Origin of the sequence: Paracoccus sp. Ld10, assembly GCF_045064235.1 — a bacterium.
GTDB lineage: Bacteria > Pseudomonadota > Alphaproteobacteria > Rhodobacterales > Rhodobacteraceae > Paracoccus.
In genome coordinates, this window is the sequence record NZ_JBISHD010000005.1 from 89777 (window position 1) to 106392 (window position 16616).

At 66.3% G+C, this 16616-nt stretch carries 16 protein-coding genes; 3 read left to right on the top strand and 13 right to left on the bottom strand.

Annotated features, from left to right (window positions below; all coding sequences use genetic code 11):
* Position 1: 1 nt before the first annotated feature.
* Together ACJJVR_RS02745 and ACJJVR_RS02750 are read right to left on the bottom strand one after the other, a co-directional pair.
* Complete coding sequence (locus tag ACJJVR_RS02745) at positions 2-892, bottom strand: rhodanese-related sulfurtransferase (RefSeq protein ID WP_405402040.1); 891 nt, start codon at positions 890-892, stop codon at positions 2-4.
* 53 nt (positions 893-945) lie between these two features.
* Positions 946-2541: an SLC13 family permease gene (locus tag ACJJVR_RS02750; RefSeq protein WP_405402041.1), complete on the bottom strand. Its 1596-nt coding sequence runs from the start codon at positions 2539-2541 to the stop codon at positions 946-948.
* Positions 2542-2667: 126 nt separating this feature from the next.
* On the opposite strand from ACJJVR_RS02750, the gene pncA reads away from it, so the two are divergent.
* Positions 2668-3264, top strand: a complete 597-nt coding sequence (gene pncA, locus ACJJVR_RS02755; protein WP_405402043.1) for a bifunctional nicotinamidase/pyrazinamidase — start codon at positions 2668-2670, stop codon at positions 3262-3264.
* A gap of 59 nt (positions 3265-3323) precedes the next feature.
* Positions 3324-4616, top strand: a complete 1293-nt coding sequence (gene pncB / locus ACJJVR_RS02760; RefSeq protein ID WP_405402045.1) for a nicotinate phosphoribosyltransferase — start codon at positions 3324-3326, stop codon at positions 4614-4616.
* On the opposite strand, the gene ACJJVR_RS02765 is transcribed toward pncB, so the two are convergent.
* The 6 genes from ACJJVR_RS02765 to ACJJVR_RS02790 form a co-directional block, all read right to left on the bottom strand.
* Positions 4613-6043, bottom strand: a complete 1431-nt coding sequence (locus ACJJVR_RS02765; RefSeq protein WP_405402046.1) for an inorganic phosphate transporter — start codon at positions 6041-6043, stop codon at positions 4613-4615. The two genes, pncB and ACJJVR_RS02765, sit on opposite strands and share 4 nt — an antisense overlap.
* A gap of 6 nt (positions 6044-6049) precedes the next feature.
* Positions 6050-6475, bottom strand: a complete 426-nt coding sequence (locus tag ACJJVR_RS02770) for an NUDIX hydrolase (RefSeq protein ID WP_405402047.1) — start codon at positions 6473-6475, stop codon at positions 6050-6052.
* A gap of 26 nt (positions 6476-6501) precedes the next feature.
* Positions 6502-6921 (bottom strand): alternative ribosome rescue aminoacyl-tRNA hydrolase ArfB, encoded by a 420-nt coding sequence (gene arfB / locus ACJJVR_RS02775; RefSeq protein WP_405402048.1) that lies wholly within the window; start codon positions 6919-6921, stop codon positions 6502-6504.
* A 79-nt stretch (positions 6922-7000) separates the two neighbouring features.
* Positions 7001-7852 (bottom strand): carbon-nitrogen hydrolase family protein, encoded by an 852-nt coding sequence (locus ACJJVR_RS02780; RefSeq protein ID WP_405402050.1) that lies wholly within the window; start codon positions 7850-7852, stop codon positions 7001-7003.
* Positions 7849-8433 (bottom strand): GNAT family N-acetyltransferase, encoded by a 585-nt coding sequence (locus ACJJVR_RS02785; RefSeq protein WP_405402052.1) that lies wholly within the window; start codon positions 8431-8433, stop codon positions 7849-7851. The genes ACJJVR_RS02780 and ACJJVR_RS02785 overlap by 4 nt, the downstream gene beginning before the upstream one ends.
* Positions 8430-8831, bottom strand: coding sequence for a ketosteroid isomerase-related protein (locus ACJJVR_RS02790; RefSeq protein WP_405402054.1), 402 nt, complete (start codon positions 8829-8831; stop codon positions 8430-8432). The genes ACJJVR_RS02785 and ACJJVR_RS02790 overlap by 4 nt, the downstream gene beginning before the upstream one ends.
* A gap of 149 nt (positions 8832-8980) precedes the next feature.
* Here ACJJVR_RS02790 and ACJJVR_RS02795 point away from each other — a divergent pair, with 149 nt between their 5' ends.
* Positions 8981-10369: a phosphomannomutase gene (locus ACJJVR_RS02795; RefSeq protein ID WP_405402055.1), complete on the top strand. Its 1389-nt coding sequence runs from the start codon at positions 8981-8983 to the stop codon at positions 10367-10369.
* A gap of 30 nt (positions 10370-10399) precedes the next feature.
* Here ACJJVR_RS02795 and ACJJVR_RS02800 read toward each other — a convergent pair whose 3' ends face one another.
* From ACJJVR_RS02800 to galE, 5 genes are all read right to left on the bottom strand, one after another.
* A complete protein-coding gene (locus tag ACJJVR_RS02800) occupies positions 10400-11791 on the bottom strand; it encodes a hypothetical protein (RefSeq protein WP_405402057.1) in 1392 nt (463 codons plus the stop codon).
* Entirely contained in the window at positions 11788-13491 is a 1704-nt protein-coding gene (locus tag ACJJVR_RS02805) for a beta-1,6-N-acetylglucosaminyltransferase (protein WP_405402059.1), read from the bottom strand. The genes ACJJVR_RS02800 and ACJJVR_RS02805 overlap by 4 nt, the downstream gene beginning before the upstream one ends.
* Positions 13488-14507 carry a glycosyltransferase family 2 protein gene (locus ACJJVR_RS02810; RefSeq protein WP_405402181.1) on the bottom strand — a complete coding sequence of 340 codons (1020 nt, stop codon included), beginning with the start codon at positions 14505-14507 and terminating at the stop codon, positions 13488-13490. The genes ACJJVR_RS02805 and ACJJVR_RS02810 overlap by 4 nt, the downstream gene beginning before the upstream one ends.
* 103 nt (positions 14508-14610) lie before the next feature.
* On the bottom strand, positions 14611-15630 hold the full coding sequence (locus ACJJVR_RS02815; protein ID WP_405402061.1) for a glycosyltransferase family 2 protein: 1020 nt from the start codon (positions 15628-15630) through the stop codon (positions 14611-14613).
* Positions 15630-16616 carry a UDP-glucose 4-epimerase GalE gene (gene galE, locus ACJJVR_RS02820; RefSeq protein ID WP_405402063.1) on the bottom strand — a complete coding sequence of 329 codons (987 nt, stop codon included), beginning with the start codon at positions 16614-16616 and terminating at the stop codon, positions 15630-15632. The genes ACJJVR_RS02815 and galE overlap by 1 nt, the downstream gene beginning before the upstream one ends.

Genomic DNA, 16616 nt, shown 5'->3' on the forward strand with positions numbered 1-16616 from the left:
CTTAAGGCGCGCGGTCGAACTGTCGCTGGCGGTCGCGGAACCGGGCGCGGTCGGCGTCGGTATATTCGTCAGCGCAGCGGTGGCAGCTGACGCCGTCCTCGAACTCCGGGCGGTCGCGGTCCTCAGGGGCCAGGGGGCGGCGGCAGGCATGGCACAGCCCGTGCCGCCCCTGCGCCAGCCCGTGCGTCAGGCTGACCCGCTGGTCAAAGACAAAGCATTCGCCCTGCCATGCGCTGTCCTCCGGTTGGACCTCCTCAAGGTATTTCAGGATGCCACCCTGCAGGTGATAGACCTGATCGACCCCCTGCGAGATCAGATAGTTGGTCGATTTCTCGCAGCGGATGCCGCCGGTGCAGAACATCGCGATGCGCTTGCCCTCAAACCGGTGGGCGTTGTCCTGCCACCAGGCCGGAAAGTCGCGAAAGCTGCTGGTGGCGGGGTCGACGGCACCCCGGAACGTGCCGATCAGGACCTCGTAATCGTTGCGCGTGTCGATCACGGCCACGTCGGGGGCGGCGATCAGCGCGTTCCAGTCGCGCGGTGCCACGTAATGGCCGGTCGTCGTGGCGGGGTCCATGTCGGGCTGACCCATGGTCACGATCTCGGCCTTGAGCCGGACCTTCATGCGGGCAAAGGGGGGCGCGTCGGCGGCGCTTTCCTTCCAGTCCAGCGTGGCGAAACCGGGCCAGGCGCGGATGTGGTCCAGCACCGCCAGAATGCCCGCGCGCGAACCCGCGATGGTGCCGTTCACCCCCTCGGGCGCCAAAAGCAGCGTGCCGCACAGGCCGTGGTCGCGGCACAGGTCCAGCAATGGCCCCTGCCGGGCCGCCGGATCGGCAACACGGGCGAAATGGTACAGTGCGGCAACGGTGATGGGGTGTGTGGGCAGCATGGGCGTGGCCTTATCGCGGCCACGCCCCCTGGCGCAAGATCAGAACGCAGCGCCTAGAACGTCAGGCCCAGGGCCAGACCGCCCAGCAGATAGGTCAGGCCGGTGATCAGCAGGATGCCCACGATGTTCAGGACCACACCGCCCCGCGCCATCTGGCCGATGGTCACGGTGCCGGTGCCGAACACGATGGCGTTGGGCGGCGTGCCCACCGGCAGCATGAACGCACAGGTCGCGGCCAGCGCGGCCGGGATCAGCAGCGTCATCGCATCGACCCCGATGCCCAGGGCGACACCGCCCAGGATCGGGATGAAGGTCGCGGCGGTGGCGGTGTTCGAGGTGATCTCGGTCAGGAACAGGATGATCGTGACCACGGCGGCGACCAGCAGGATCGTCGGCAATGATCCAAGGCCCGTGACCTGCTGGCCGAACCAGCTGTCCAACCCGGACGATGCCACGGCCGCCGCCAGTGACAGACCGCCCCCGAACAGCAGCAGCACGCCCCATGGCAGGCCGCCCTCGGCATCCTTCCAGTCCAGAACCATCCGGTCGCGGCCCTTGCCGGGCAGCAGGAACATGGCCAGGCCCGCACCGATGGCGATGGCCGTGTCGTCCAGGTTGCCCAGCCACGGCGCCGCAGCCTCGATCGCGGGGATCGACGTCAGCAGGCCCGGCACGATCCACAGGAACGCAGCACCCAGAAACACCGCCAGAACCATCTTTTCCCCTTGGCTGAGGGGACCCAGGTCGCGGACCTGATCCTCGATCATCTGCTTGCCGCCGGGGATCTCGGGCAGGTCGAAACGGTAAAGCACGCGGGTCATCAGGAGCCACGCGATAAAGATGAAGATAAAGGCCAGCGGCGTGCCCAGCACCATCCATTCCAGGAACCCGATGTTGCGGCCCAGCTCGTCCGAGGCATAGCCCGCGACAATGGCATTGGGCGGACTGCCCAGCAGCGTGCCCAAGCCCCCCATCGACGCGGCCCATGCGATCGACAGCACCAGACAGACGCCAAAGGCGCTGATGTTGGGATCCTTGACGACATCGGTGATGGTGCCGCCGGCCTTCATCGCATCCTCGGCCGCGGCACCGTCCTGACGCGATCCGCGCTCGACCACCAGGGACAGGACCGACAGGCCGATGGGCAGCATCATCAGCGTCGTTGCGGTGTTGGACACCCACATCGACAGAAAACCGGTGGCCAGCATCATGCCCAGCACGATGCGCCGCGGCGCCACGCCCACCTTGCGCAGCGTCAGCAGCGCGATGCGCGTGTGCAGGTGCCATTTTTCCATCGCGATGGCGATCAGAAAGCCGCCCAGGAACAGGAACACGATCGATGACGCATAGGGCTGGGTCGCTTGGCCCACGGTCGTCTCGGTCAGGGCCGGGATCAGCACGATGGGCAGCAGGGCCGTGGCCGACAGCGGGATCGCCTCGGTCATCCACCAGATCGCCATCAGCGTGCCGACGGCGGCGACGATGCGCGCATCCTCGGACAGGCCCTCCTGCCCGCCCAGCAGCAGCCACACGATGCCGGCCATCACCAGCCCCAGGGCCCGCAGACCCCAGATCAACGCCGCAGAGCGGGTCGGAACCTCGTTCTCGTCATATTTGGCGGGGTGATGCAGATCATCCTGTATACCCATCGTGGCCTCCGTTTTCATTCATCATAATCGTGCGATTCCGTTATGGCAAAACCTGTTCCGCCACCACCCTTGACGACCGCCACCGCCCGGCGGTCTAGTGGCGCCGACCCAACACAGGTGGACCGGATGACCAAGGCCCTGATCGTCATCGACATGCAGCGTGATTTCTGCCCCGGTGGGCTGCTGGCCGTGGCCGACGGCGACGGGGTCGTGGCGCCGATCAACGCGATGATGTACGAATACGACGCGGTGGTGCTGACGCAGGACTGGCACCCGGCCGATCACAGCAGCTTTGCCGACAACCACCCCGGCGCCACGGCATTTTCGGTGACGCAGATGCCCTATGGCCCGCAGGTGCTGTGGCCCGCGCATTGCGTGATCGGGACGCCGGGGGCCGATTTTCACCCCGGTCTGGCGGTGGACCGGGCCGATCTGATCCTGCGCAAGGGGTTCCGGGCCGGCATCGACAGCTATTCGGCGTTCTTCGAAAACGACCGCACGACCGCCACGGGCCTGACCGGCTATCTGCGGGACCGGGGCATCCGCGACCTGACCTTTGTCGGGCTGGCCCATGATTTCTGCGTCGCATGGAGCGCGATGGACGCCGCCCGGCTGGGGTTCAAGGCCCGCGTGGTCGAGGGTGCCTGCCGCGCCATCGATCTGGATGGCAGCTTGGATGCGGCACGCGACGGCATGACCCGTGCGGGCGTCATTCTGGCCTGAGGGTTGCGCCCCCGCGCGGATCAAGGCACCAAGGGCGAAATGGTCGAGGAAACAGCGTCATGGCCGACATCGCCACGCGGGTCTATAATCACAAATGGAAGATCGACCCGATCGTCCGGTCGTTGATCGATACCGATTTCTACAAGCTGTTGATGTGCCAGTCCGTGTTCCGCAACAGCCCCGACACGACCGTCACCTTCAGCCTGATCAACCGCAGCAAGGACGTGCGTCTGGCCGATCTGGTCGACGAGGGCGAACTGCGCGAGCAACTGGACCATGTGCGGTCCCTGTCGCTGACCCGCGGAGAGAGCACTTGGCTGCGCGGCAACACATTCTATGGCAAAAGGCAGATGTTCCGTCCGGACTTCATGGAGTTCCTGGAGGGTCTGCGCCTGCCCGCCTATCACCTGGACAAGCGCGACGGCCAGTACGAGCTGACATTCGAGGGCCCCTGGCCCCAGGTCATGCTGTGGGAGATCCCGGCCCTGTCGATCCTGATGGAGCTGCGGTCCCGCGCCGTCCTCAAGGACATGGGCCGGTTCGAGCTGCAGGTGCTGTATGCCCGCGCGATGACGCGGCTGTGGGAAAAGATTCAGGCCATGCACGCCCTGCCCGACCTGCGCATCGCCGATTTCGGCACGCGCAGGCGCCACAGCTTTCTGTGGCAGGACTGGGCGGTGCAGGCGATGATCGAAGGGTTGGGCGAGCGATTTGCCGGAACCTCGAACTGCCTGATCGCGCAGCGCCGCGACATCGAGGCGATCGGCACCAACGCCCACGAGCTGCCGATGGTGCGCGCAGCCCTGGCCGATGGCGATGCGGCCCTGCGCCGGGCGCCCTATGACGTGCTGGCCGACTGGCACGAGGAACACGAGGGCAACCTGCGGGTCATTCTGCCCGACACCTACGGGACCGAGGGCTTTCTGGCGGGCGCACCCGATTGGCTGGCGGGGTGGACCGGCATCCGCATTGACAGCGGCGATCCGGCCACGGGTGCGGAAACCGCGATCCGCTGGTGGCAGTCGCGCGGAGAGGACCCGCGATCCAAGCTGATCATCTTTTCGGACGGGCTGGACATGGACAGGATCGTGGCCCTGCACCGACAGTTCCACGGTCGCGTCAAGGTCAGCTTTGGCTGGGGCACGCTGTTGACGAACGATTTCCGCGGCTTGGTGCCGGGCGACGGGCTTGCGCCGTTCAGCCTGGTCTGCAAGGCGGTGGCCGCCGATGGCCGCCCGACCGTCAAGCTGTCGGACAACCCCGCCAAGGCCACCGGCCCCGCCGCCGAGATCGACCGCTACAAGCGCGTTTTCGGGGTGGGGGCCCAGCAGGCGATGACGGTGACGGTCTAACCCCCCGTCACCCATAGCACCAGAAGACAGGCCAGCGCGCCAAGCGACGCGGTGATCGGCACCGTCACCAGCCAGGCGGCCATGATGGTCACGACATGGCTGCGCCGCACCAGGATGCGGCGGCGTGTCTCGTCCGCGGGCAGCGCCTCGGACCGGCTGCCGCGGCGGCGGTCCAGCCATTCGCGTGCAAAGCCCACGCCAAAGATACCCCCCACCGCCACATGCGTGGTCGACACCGGCAGGCCCAGAGCGGACGCGCCCAGTGCCGTCACCGCGGTGGCCAGCGATACACAGAACGCGCGCCCCGCGTTCAGCCGGGTGATGCCGCTGCCGACCATGTGGACCAGGCGACGCCCGAACAGCAACGTGCCGGCGGCGATGGCCAGACCGGCGCCGGCCAGCACAACCACCGGCACCACACCGATCGGTGTCGCCGCCCCCTGTCCGCGCAGCACGACCGACAACGGCCCCGCGATGTTGCCCACGTCATTGGCCCCATGTGCAAAGCCCAGGATCGTCACCGACGTCACCAGCGCGGGCCGCAGCAGCTGCTTGATCCCGGCCTTGCGCGGATTCAATACCAGTTCGCGCAGAACGCTGCGCCGCGTCAGCCACAGCGCCCCGGCACCTGCGGCGACCGCCGCCGCGACGGCCGAGACGGGACCCAGCTCCAGCAGGACCACGACATAGGCCGAAAACAGCGCGGTCATCAGCGCGACCAGCAGCGGCAGCCACAACAGGGCCGCCCCGGCGCGGTCATCGGCCTCGACCACCTTCAAGCGCAGCAATATCAGCAGGCCGCCCGCCAGCCCCCCCGCCACCACGGGCGTCACAACCCAGACCGAAGTGATGATCGCCAGCGTCCCCCACGCGACCGCCGACAGGCCCAACGCGACAGCGCCGGCGCCCGCAATGCCGCCCACGATGGAATGCGACGTGCTGACCGGCAGGCCGATGCCCGTCGCCAGCGTGATCCAGACCGCCGCCGCGATCAGCGCGGCCACCATCATCATCGGCGCACGCCCGCCACCGGTCACGGGCGCCAGTTCGACGATGCCCCCCGCCAGCCGATCCGACACCGCGCCTCCGGCCAGAATCGCCCCCGCGACCCCGGCGACGGCCACCAGAAACAGACCGGACAGCAGCCCGATGGCCCCCGCCCCGACCGCCGGTCCCAGAGAGTTCGCGACATCGTTCGCCCCGATCGCCATGCCCAGCCAGGCCGCGACCACCAGCCCCGCGCCGATGGCCAGCACGCCGGGCGCGGCACCCGACAGGGCCATGACCATCAACAGCCCGCCGACCAGCGCCAGCACCGCCAGCCCCAGCCGCCAGACGGGGCGGAACGCATGCATCTGGGCCACCTCGGCATGGCCGATGCGGCCCAGATCCTTGTCCAGTGCGCGGAAACCGGGGCGGCGGTTCATGCCGGCTCAGGCAGGATCATGGCGGTCAAGCGCGGTCAGGATCTGTTTCAGGCCCGGTTCGATGACCATGCGGGCAGCCTCGACCGGGGCGAACCAGCGGCGCTTGCGCTGTCTGACCTCGGGGAACTGGTCGGACAGGCTGTCGACGGACAGCAGATAGACCCGCATCTCTATGGGAACGGCATAGCCTTTGTCCTGTTTCTTGCTGTAGTGGAACCGGCCCAATTCCGAAGGGCGGATGGTGCCGCGGACGCCTGCCTCCTCCCACGCTTCCTGGGCGGCGGCACCGGACAGGGTGCGGCCCTCCATCGGCCAGCCCTTGGGAATGACCCATCGGCCGGTATCGCGGCTGGTGATCAACAGCACCTGACCGTTGGCCGGGTCACGGCAGACTGCGCCGACCTGCATCAGCATCGGGCGCCGTCCTAGCATCAGATCAAGTGTCCTGCCCCAGATGCTCATTCGTCATCCACCTTGCCGCGCAGCGATTTGACCTCGCCACGCACGGTCTTGGCCTTCAGGCGGCGGCGTTGGCTGCCCAGGGTGGGGCGGGTGGCGATGCGCCGCTTGGGCGCGACCAGCGCCTGACGGATCAGGTCGGCCAGCCTTTCGCGGGCCAGTTCGCGGTTGCGCGCCTGGCTGCGGGTTTCCTGCGCCAGGATCAGGATCGCCCCCTCCTGCGTCCAGCGCCGTCCGGCCAGCCGCTGCAGCCTTCGCTTGACCGGGTCGGCCAGGCTGGGGGACGTCGCGGCCTCGAACCGCAGCTCGACCGCTGTCTCGACCTTGTTCACGTTCTGTCCGCCCGGTCCCTGAGACCGGGTGAACTGTTCGGACAGTTCCCATTCCTGGATGGCGATGGTTTCGGTGACATGCAGCATGGCCTTCAGGATATGGCGCGATCCACAGTCATTTAAAGCGCAAACCGGTTAATACATCGTAAATTACGACCTCATCGCATCAGATAAGCCCACAAGGACCCTGTTCGGGCCAATGGGCAAAGGGCAGGACCGCGCCGTCGCTGCGACTGGCGTCGACGCGGGACAGATCCACCGTCGCGCGCACCCACCCCGGCGCGTCCATCGCGCCTTGGGCGATGATGCCTGTTTCGGGCCAAAACCCGTCGGGCGGACCATAGATCGCGGCACGGCCCCGGTTTTCGTCCAGCGCGGGCATCCAGTCGCAGGGGCCGACAGTGGGCGCATGCACCACGACGCACTGGCTTTCCAGCGCGCGGGCCATCGCGCCGATGCGCACCCGGTTGAAGCCCGCGACCGTGTCGGTGCAGCTGGGCACCAGCAGGATGCGCGCCCCGGCCTGCGCCAGCACCCGTCCCAGCAGCGGAAATTCACTGTCATAACAGATCAGGATTCCGATCCGTCCCAGCGCGGTGTCCAGGATTCGCAGACCGGGGGCGCCGGTGACGTCCCATTCCTCGCGCTCGAACCGGGTCATGATCTGCTTGTCCTGGTGACCGATCACCCCGTCCGGGCCGTACAGGACCGCGCGGTTGACCGGCCGCGGGCCGTCAAAAACCGGCCCCGACGCACCCAGAATATGACAGCCATGCCGCGCCGCCAGATCGGCATGCAACGCGCGGACCTGCGGCCCCAGCGCCGCCACGGCATGCAGGCTGGCCTGCAGGTCGCCCGCGACGTCGCGCCCGCCCAGCGCTGCCAGCTCCATCGCGCCGTATTCGGGAAAGACCAGCAGATCGGCATCCGCATCGGCCACCCATCGCGTCAGCTTGGCGGCATAGGCGTCAAAGCTGTCGAACCAGTCGATTGGATAGGCGGCGGCGGCGATCTTCACAGCGGTTTCATCCAGAATTGCAGGGTCTTTTCAGTTTTCACAGGTTGGCCCAGATCCTTCCATGTGAAATGCGCGACGACGCCGGGCAGGGGCGCATAGCCGCGCCTGCGCCAGAACGCGTCCAGCGGCCAGTAATCGGCGGGACGCATCGGGTGGTCCGCCGGGCGGATCACGCTGCAGAATGCCGACCAGCGGGCGCCCAGTCCGCGGGCATGATCCTCGCGCGCGTCGAAAAAGGCATGGCCCAGCCCGTGCCCGCGATGGCTGCGCAGCAACACCGATTCGGCGCAGTAAAAGATGTCGGACAGCGGTTCGGGGCGGTCCGCAAAGGCCGCGCCAAAATCGGCGGCATGGTGGGACATCGGCGCCCCGGTGGCGGCGCCCACGATCTGGTCCCCGTCCATCGCGGCCACCACGACCGCGCCCGGCGCCTGGTACGCGCGCAGATAGTCGCGTTCATAATCGGCGCTTCCGTCATACAGGTACGGCCAGTCGCGGAACACGTCGATGCGCAGGCGCGCCACGTCGGGCAGCGTATCGGCCAGCGCATCGCCGGTCAGGACGCGGACCGCGACGCTCATGCGCCGACCTGGGCCATCCAGTCGGCCAGGTTGTAATAGGTGGTGACCCGAGCAATGCGCCCGTCGCGGATGGTAAAGAACGCGCCCGCAGGCAGGCGATAGGTCTGGCCGCGGGCCTCTGGCAGGCCGGGATCGGTCTGCAGATAGGTGCCGTTGACCACGAATTCCGCCGCGGCGCGGTCGCCCGCGTCATTGGCCATGATGACCATGTCGGTCAGGTTTTCCCGATAGCTTTCGGTCATGTGGGCGTTGAATTCCGCGAACAGCGCGCGGCCACGGCGGATCTTGCCCTCGTTCACATGGTGTTCGACGTCGTCATGCAGCTGCGCCAGCATGTCGTCGGTGCGCCCCGCGTTGAAGGCATCGTAATAGGCGGCAATCAAGGCGTTTGCGTCCATCGGGGTCTCCTTGCGTTTGCACAAGGCTAGCGCGTCTGACGCGCGCCGTCACCTGATCCCAACGTCGAAGGGAACCAATCCACCCCGGGCGGCCTTGAAAAACGGTTTGAACCTGTTAGCGCTGATGCAAACAGGAACCGGAGGACTTTATGGACAATCGCGATCAGCTGGGCAGGCGCGAGATCACCTGCTTCAAGGCGTATGACGTGCGCGGGGAACTGGGCAAGAACCTGGACGCGGATGTCGCCTATCGCATCGGTCGCGCGTTCGCGCAGGCGCGTGGCGCCAAGCGTGTCGTCGTGGGTCGCGACAGCCGCGAAACCTCGCCTGAACTGGCCGCGGCCCTGATCGAGGGACTGACCGACGGCGGCGCCGACGTGCTGGACCTGGGTCTGGCCGGCACCGAGGAGGTGTATTTCCACACCGGCAATCAGGATACCGATGGCGGGATCGAGGTCACGGCCTCGCACAACCCGATCAACTACAACGGCATGAAGATCGTGGGTCGCGGCTCGGCGCCGCTGGACCCGGCGACCGAACTGCCGCCGATCGTCGATCTGGCCACCAACGGTGAATTTGCCCCCGCGACCAAGGGAACGGTCACCGATTTCAGCCACGCCCGCGCGGAATACGCGTCCCGCATGGCCGATTTCGTGGACGTGGCCGCCCTGCGCCCGATGAAGATCGTGGTGAACGCCGGAAACGGCACCGCCGGCCCGACCTTTGATGCGATTGCCGCCGAACTGGAACGTCGTGGCGCGCCGCTGACATTCGTGCGCATGCACCACAATGTCGACAGCAGCTTTCCCAATGGCATTCCCAACCCGCTGCTGGACGAGAACCAGCCCCCCACCGTCGCCAAGATGGTCGAGGAAAAGGCCGATCTGGGCGTGGCATGGGACGGCGATTTCGACCGTTGTTTCTTTTTCGACGAGAACGGGCGCTTCATCCCCGGCGAATACATCGTCGGTCTGCTGGGCGCGGCGTTCCTGGAAAAATCGCCCGGCGAAAAGATCGTGCATGACCCCCGCGTCATCATGAACACCCGCGCGATGATCGAGGAAGCTGGCGGAGAGGCCGTTGTGTCCAAGACCGGCCATGCCTTTATCAAGCGCAAGATGCGCGATGTCAGCGCGATCTATGGCGGAGAGATGTCGGCGCACCACTATTTCCGCGATTTCTATTACTGCGACAGCGGCATGATCCCATGGCTGCTGATGATCGAACTGCTGTCGCGCAAGGGCATGACCCTGGCCGAGATGCTGGAAGAGCGGATGCGCCTGTATCCGTCGTCCGGAGAGACGAACTATACCATCGCCGATCCCGATGCGGCCATCGCGCGCCTGATCGATACCTATGCGCCGCAGGCCGACAGCCGTGACGATCTGGACGGGGTGTCGCTGAACTTTGGCAAATGGCGGTTCAACCTGCGCAAGTCGAACACCGAACCGGTGGTGCGTCTGAACATCGAATCTGACGGCGACGCAGCGCTGGTGCGCGAAAAGCAGGCCGAACTGGCGGCCCTGCTCAAGGCGTAACGGGGTGGCGGGCCGAAAGGCCCGCCCGCCTCAATCGGAAAATCCGAAGGCGATGTAATCGCGCAGATATGCCTGCCGTGCGGCCTGCAACAGCGCCTTGTCGCGCAGGAAATCGGGCATCGGCTGGACGGTCAGACCGGCCAGGCGCGCATCGTCGATCCCGGCGGCACGGGCCAGGGCGGGCAGTTCCTCGGCGATGCGATCCTCGCGGATCAGCATGTCGGGGCTGGCCACGCGGCTGAACCCGGCAATCACCTCGGACTGGCTGGCCCATCCGGCATGGGTGGGCAGGGTCGTCTGACCATTCAGGTTACGCTTCAGGAACGCCAGGAACTGCGCGAACAGCGCCAGTTCCGCCTGACGGTCCATTCCGGCCAGCGCCTCGTCCACCGGCAACGCCACGCGATGGACATCGCGCATCAGCTGACGCAGTTCGGGGCGGCTGTCGGTCAGCAGCTGGCGGAACGCGGTCCACGCCCGGTGCAGCGGGTGGCGCAGCACCGCAAAGCTGCGATGCCCGGGATGCTGGCGTTTCCACTGGCGCAGGCTGGTCTGGGTGAAATCCCCCGTCACCGCGCCCAGCGTCGCCATCCAGTCGCGCACCCCGTCACCCGGCCCGCACCGCACCGGCATGAAGATCAGCCCTTGCCCGGCCTCGGTCGCGGAAAAGCTGGGCACCGAGGGGCCGCGCCGCGGTTCGAAATTCGGGATGCGGCGCAACATGAACGGGTCGATCTGTGCCAGATCCGCCTGCATGTCGTCAAAATTGCGGACCTTGTCGGCCAGTTCGCGGGGATTCTGGGGTACCTGATCGCTGGCGGGTTCGACCCGCGCGATGTCGGTGCGGCCCAGCCAGTGGACCAGACCGGTCATCACCTCGGGGTCGCGCAAATCCTCGTATCCCAGCCAGAAGGCGCTTTGCCCCGTCACCTGCAGCCGGTGCATCACGCGCAGCTGGAACCGTTCCACCGCCGCGATCATGTCGCGGAACTGTGGCCCGTCATAGGTGATGGCGGCGGGGATCGGGGTTTCGGTTTCGTTCAGCTTCCACTGGTTCGTCTCGCGCGCCAGAGCGGTCGAGACATAGCTGTCCAGCGGGTTGCGGGTCAGCACGATCTTGGCGCATTCCGGATCGTGCATGATCGCGTCAAAGACCCGCGGATCGTGGTCGTGGAAATATCGGAACCCCGGCAGGTGGCCCGGCTTGTCGAACAGCTTGTTCAGCAGGGCAATCGGGTCGGCCTCGCGCTGATCACGGGTGATGCCCTGCAATTCATCCTTGTCGGGCCAGCCCATCATATAGGGGTTGAACGCCTCGCCAAAGCAGGTGACGCCCCGCAGCGCGTTCAGCGTCGCCTCCAGCAGGTTAGAGCCCGTGCGCATCTCGGCAAAGATGACAAAGCGGCGGAATGGAACGGTCATTCGGCGGCAGTCCTTTCGGGCAGGAGAATTTCCGGTATTGGCAGGCCGTCGCCGGACATGCGCGGGCGCAGTCCGGAATTGCGCAACCGCCGCAACAGTTCGGGCAGGCCGTGCACGTCACGCATCCGCGGCATGTCGGTGGGCGCGTCCATCAGGCGCGGCAGATGGACCAGCGACTGGAACAGCATCTCCTGGGGGCGGGCCAGAAAATCGGTCAGTTCGTGAACATGGACGCGCGCCTTGACCCAAACCGAATTCAACACATCCATCTGCGCGATCTCGGCCCGCTGCAGCAGGGCCGTCACCCGGCGCACGTCGTCAAAGGGCATGTCCGATTTCAGCAGCGGCAGCATCCATGCCCCGGTGACCACATGGATATGCGCGTTCGGATCGGTGGCGATGAACCAGTTCAACGCCTGATTGTCGCGCGGGCTGAACTGAAACGCCTGCATCCGCGTGGTGATGCGGATCAGCGCCGTCAGGAAGCCATGCGGATCGCGGTCGCGGATCAGCGTGCTGGACGAAATCGCCCCCGGCCCGATCTCCGGGCGACCGCCGAACTCCACCGCCTCGGGGCCCAGCAGGTGTCCGTGGACATCCGCATCGACCTGCGTGGTCAACCACGCCTCAAAACCCGGAAAGATGTCGGAAAACCCCTGAAACACCGCATAGGGTGCCGAAGTCTTGCCGTTTTCGGCGTCCTTGCGCGGAAAACGCGACTGCATGTAAAGGCCCGGCCGCCCCAGCAGGCGGCGGCGCACGGTCCGGTTGATCAGACGCTCGATCCGTTGGGGCTGGGGCGCGGACAGGTCGGGGCGCATCGCGGCGGGGCGCGGAAAATGCGCCAGCAGATGGACGGCCTCTGGCCAGACCTTGCGCGCCACGAAACAGCGCGATTCCTCCAGCATCAGTGCGTGGTCGTCATACAGCTGATAGGGCCGCCCATCATGGTCGAATTTGGCCAAGGTCAGCGAATGACTTTCGATCCGGGTCGCATGGCGGCGTGCCAGCGTCTGGAAATAGCTTTCGTCCGGAATCCAGACCATCCGGAAATAGCGGTCGAATTCGGCACGGCGCGGATCGTCCAGAATGGCGCGCAGCGTGGTCACCGTAAGGCACCACCACTGCGCCCCCAGATACGGGGTCAGCCCCTTGGGCAGCGTGCGGCGGATGCCCAGGCGACGCTGCCATTCCGTCAGGCGGTCGAACATCCAGCGCCGCTTGCGCCAGTCCAGCGGATGGAACAGGGTAAACCGCTCCTCGTTCAGCCCGCCGACAGTCCAGCCGACATCCAGCGCGCTGACGCTTTCGATATGATCGCGATCAGGGTCCAGGGCCAGGAACGCCGCCAGATCGCGCACCGGGCGCAGCGGCAGGCAGGCCCCGGATGCCAGATAGACATGGGTGATGTCGGCAAAGCTGTCCAGCAACAGCTGGGCCGCATCCTGGGTGGCGCGTATCAGGCTGAAGCTGCCCCATTCGCAGGTATGGCGCCGTGACCAGACGATGCCGGGCAGATCCGACAGTTCGACCTGCATCCGCGCCACGGACCGGGCTGACGCTTTGGCATCGACATGGATCGCCACCCGCGCGCCGCCCCGGACCCAGATCCGCGCCATGTGCGCCGCCACGTCCAGCCGCGCATGGCACAGCAGCACGACACCTAATCTGACGCTGTGCGCAGTCGCAGGGTCCGTCATGCCCAGTTCCCCCGCGAGATCAGCCCCAGATCCTCCAATTGGCGCCAGTCGGCATATTCACGCGATTCGCTGCACCACAGCTCGGTCCCGCCACGCAACCCGGCATGATACGCGGTGTATTCCTTGCTGTTGGCATAGTGCTGGCGGCGATCCAGCTCTTCGGCCGACTTGTCGGCAAAGGTGGACAGAAACTTGGCGTGCAGCAGGCAGCCGGACGCCATCTCTCCGCCGCCCTCGTCATAGACCATGTTCAGATGGCGTGGCAGCAGCATGTGGGTCGAACTGACATAGGCATAGCGCCAGTCCCATTTGACCAGCGGCGTCTTGTTCAGGGCCGGGCCGGACAGGGGTTCAGCGGTAAAGAACTTGCGCGTGCGCGGGCCACCCTGAATCCACAGGTTGCCGTAATAGGGGTTCTTGCAGATGGTATAGTTCGCGGGATCGAACCACCGCGCGATGGCGAAAGGGTCGCCCCCTTCGGCATAGGGCTCGTCCTCGATATGGCCGCGGGGGTACATGTCCAGCAGCATGGCGGGAAAACTGCGTCGGCCCGATGCCTCCAGCCAGTCTGTCAAGGCGGGCAAGGGCCGCGAATCACAATGGGGATAGATCAGGAATTCGTCCGGGTCGATCGTCAGGCACCAGTGACCATGGCCATATTTTGCCAGCAGCCGGTTGATCCAGTCCATCCCGAACCGCGACCGCTTATAGCTGGCGTCGGTCCACCACAGCGACACGTCGGGCTGTTCAGCCAGATAATTGCCGCTGCCGTCATCGCTGTTGTTGTTGACGAACAGAAAATGATTCACGCCCAGGTTGCGGTAATAGTTCAGGAAGAACGGCAACCGCACCCGTTCGTTGCGCATCGTCACCAGCGCCAGGATGTCGGTCTTGCGGATCTGGGCGGTGCGGTTGACCACGGGCCGCAAGGCCCGCCGCCTGTTGAAGGCGCGGGCAATCAGGTACTGTCGTTCGGCCCTGCGGCGCAGCCGGTCGGGGATCGGGATTCGGCCCATCCGCATCACGCGGACCGGCGATCGGCAGGGAATGTGCGGCACGACGTCATGCCCTAGCAATGTGCAGGGCAGCCCGTTTTGGCAAGCCCATTCAGCAGATTGGTCAACGCGGCCAGTCACCTGTGCCCATCAGGCCAAGGTCGACCAACTGCCGCCACCCCTCATATCGCACTGATGCAGCCCCCCGCAGCCGTGGCCCCGCGGCCACCGCGCGGTGATAGCCGGCATAGGCGTCGGGGTCGACGAAATGCTGGCGGCGGCCCAGCTCCTCTTGCGACTTGGCGACGATGTCAGGCAGGAACTTGCCGTGCAGCAAGGCTCCCGACAACCGCGCATCGCCCGGCCCGTCATAGATCAGGTTAAGCCGCGGCGGCAGGATCGAATGGGTCGAATTCACATAGACCGCCCGCCCGGTCCAACGCATCAGCGGCAGCTTGTTCGTCGTGGGCGCACGGCGCGGGGTGTCAGCAAAGAACACGCGGTCGCGGACCCCTCCCTGCAACCACAGGTTTTGGCGTGGCATCATCCGGCTGGACCGCCACGGCCCGGTGTCGAACCACGGCAGTCGGTCGGTCAGGGGCGCGCCCAGCGGGGCGTCGGCGGTGCCCAGCTGCCCCGACGGGTACAGGTCCAGCATCACCGCACCCAGCCCCGGCTGCCCGACCTGGTCCAGATGAGCCGTCAGGTCGGGCAACGGCCGAGTGTCGTGATGGGGATAGACCAGCAACTCGTCCGCATCGACGGTCGCGCACCAATGCCCGCGTCCGAACCGCCACAACAGCGCCCCCGCCCAATCCATCCCGAATCGCGAATCGCGATAGCTGGCGTCACAGCGCCACAGCGACACGTCGGGCTGGGCCTGCAGGTAACGGTCCGACCCGTCCGTGCCGGCATTGTCGACGATCAGGAAATGGGCAACGCCCAATCGACGATAGTGGTCCAGAAACCCCGGAAGATGCGCGATTTCGTTGCGCAGGGTGGTCACGGCCAGAATGTCGTTGGGGCGAATGGCGGCGGTGCGGTCGGCGACCGGTTCCAGCAGGTGGCGCGCCCTGAGGGCGCGCCAGATCAGTTCGCGGCGTTTCCAGCGCAGGCGATAGGCCTGCCACGCCGCGCGCGGCATCACTGTTTGTAATCGCCCGTCTGGTGCCAGCGCCAGGCATCCGCGATCATCTGCGCCATGGTCGAGCGGTCGGGCGTCCAGCCCAGTTCCGCCTTGGCCCGCGTGCTGCCGCAGACCAGCTTGACCGCATCGCCGCCCCGGCGCGGGCCGTCCAGCATCGGCACCTCGCGGTTGGTGATGGACCGCGTCGCGTCCACGACCTCGCGGACGGAAAATCCGTCGCCCGTCCCCAGGCAGAACACCCGGCTTTCGTGCCCGGCGCGCAGCCATTCCAGACCTTTCACATGCGCGTCGACCAGATCCATCACATGCACATAGTCGCGGATGCAGGTGCCGTCCGCGGTGGGATAGTCGGTGCCGTGGATGGTCAGCGCCGCGCGCTTGCCGTCGACTGCATCCAGAATCAGCGGAATCAGATGCGTTTCGGGGCGGTGGAATTCGCCCACCTGTCCGTCAGGATCGGCGCCCGCGACGTTGAAATACCGAAAGATCACCGACCGCAGCCCGTGGGCCGCGCCGAAATCCGTCAGCATGTCCTCGATCGCGCGTTTGGACGCGCCATAGGCGTTCAGCGGAGCCTGCGGCGTATCCTCATTCAGGATCTCGCCGTCGCGGTCGCCATAGGTCGCGCAGGTCGAGCTGAAGACAAAGTCCAGACACCCCGCAGCCACCGCCGCCTCGATCAGGTTCAACGACCCTGCGACGTTGTTGCGCCAGTACAGGCCGGGTTCGGCCATCGCCTCGCCGACCTGCGACAGGGCCGCGAAATGCAGCACCGCAACCGGACGGTGTTCGGCAAAGGCCGCGTCAAGCGCCGCACGGTCCATCAGGTCGGCCTCGACAACCGGACCAAACTTGACCGCATCGCGCCAGCCGGTGGAAAAATTGTCCAGCGTGACGGGGGTGAACCCCGCCGCCGCCAGCGCCTTGCAGGCGTGAGAACCGATATAGCCCGCGCCGCCCGTCACCAGAACCGTGTCAGACAT

Bases quoted from the DNA above. Each gene is read 5' to 3' on its own strand.
- ACJJVR_RS02745 (WP_405402040.1), bottom strand. From the start codon at position 892: ATGCTGCCCACACACCCCATCACCGTTGCCGCACTGTACCATTTCGCC.
- ACJJVR_RS02750 (WP_405402041.1), bottom strand. From the start codon at position 2,541: ATGGGTATACAGGATGATCTGCATCACCCCGCCAAATATGACGAGAAC.
- pncA (WP_405402043.1), top strand. From the start codon at position 2,668: ATGACCAAGGCCCTGATCGTCATCGACATGCAGCGTGATTTCTGCCCC.
- pncB (WP_405402045.1), top strand. From the start codon at position 3,324: ATGGCCGACATCGCCACGCGGGTCTATAATCACAAATGGAAGATCGAC.
- ACJJVR_RS02765 (WP_405402046.1), bottom strand. From the start codon at position 6,043: ATGAACCGCCGCCCCGGTTTCCGCGCACTGGACAAGGATCTGGGCCGC.
- ACJJVR_RS02770 (WP_405402047.1), bottom strand. From the start codon at position 6,475: ATGCTAGGACGGCGCCCGATGCTGATGCAGGTCGGCGCAGTCTGCCGT.
- arfB (WP_405402048.1), bottom strand. From the start codon at position 6,921: ATGCTGCATGTCACCGAAACCATCGCCATCCAGGAATGGGAACTGTCC.
- ACJJVR_RS02785 (WP_405402052.1), bottom strand. From the start codon at position 8,433: ATGAGCGTCGCGGTCCGCGTCCTGACCGGCGATGCGCTGGCCGATACG.
- ACJJVR_RS02790 (WP_405402054.1), bottom strand. From the start codon at position 8,831: ATGGACGCAAACGCCTTGATTGCCGCCTATTACGATGCCTTCAACGCG.
- ACJJVR_RS02795 (WP_405402055.1), top strand. From the start codon at position 8,981: ATGGACAATCGCGATCAGCTGGGCAGGCGCGAGATCACCTGCTTCAAG.
- ACJJVR_RS02800 (WP_405402057.1), bottom strand. From the start codon at position 11,791: ATGACCGTTCCATTCCGCCGCTTTGTCATCTTTGCCGAGATGCGCACG.
- ACJJVR_RS02805 (WP_405402059.1), bottom strand. From the start codon at position 13,491: ATGACGGACCCTGCGACTGCGCACAGCGTCAGATTAGGTGTCGTGCTG.
- ACJJVR_RS02810 (WP_405402181.1), bottom strand. From the start codon at position 14,507: ATGGGCCGAATCCCGATCCCCGACCGGCTGCGCCGCAGGGCCGAACGA.
- ACJJVR_RS02815 (WP_405402061.1), bottom strand. From the start codon at position 15,630: ATGCCGCGCGCGGCGTGGCAGGCCTATCGCCTGCGCTGGAAACGCCGC.
- galE (WP_405402063.1), bottom strand. From the start codon at position 16,616: ATGTCTGACACGGTTCTGGTGACGGGCGGCGCGGGCTATATCGGTTCT.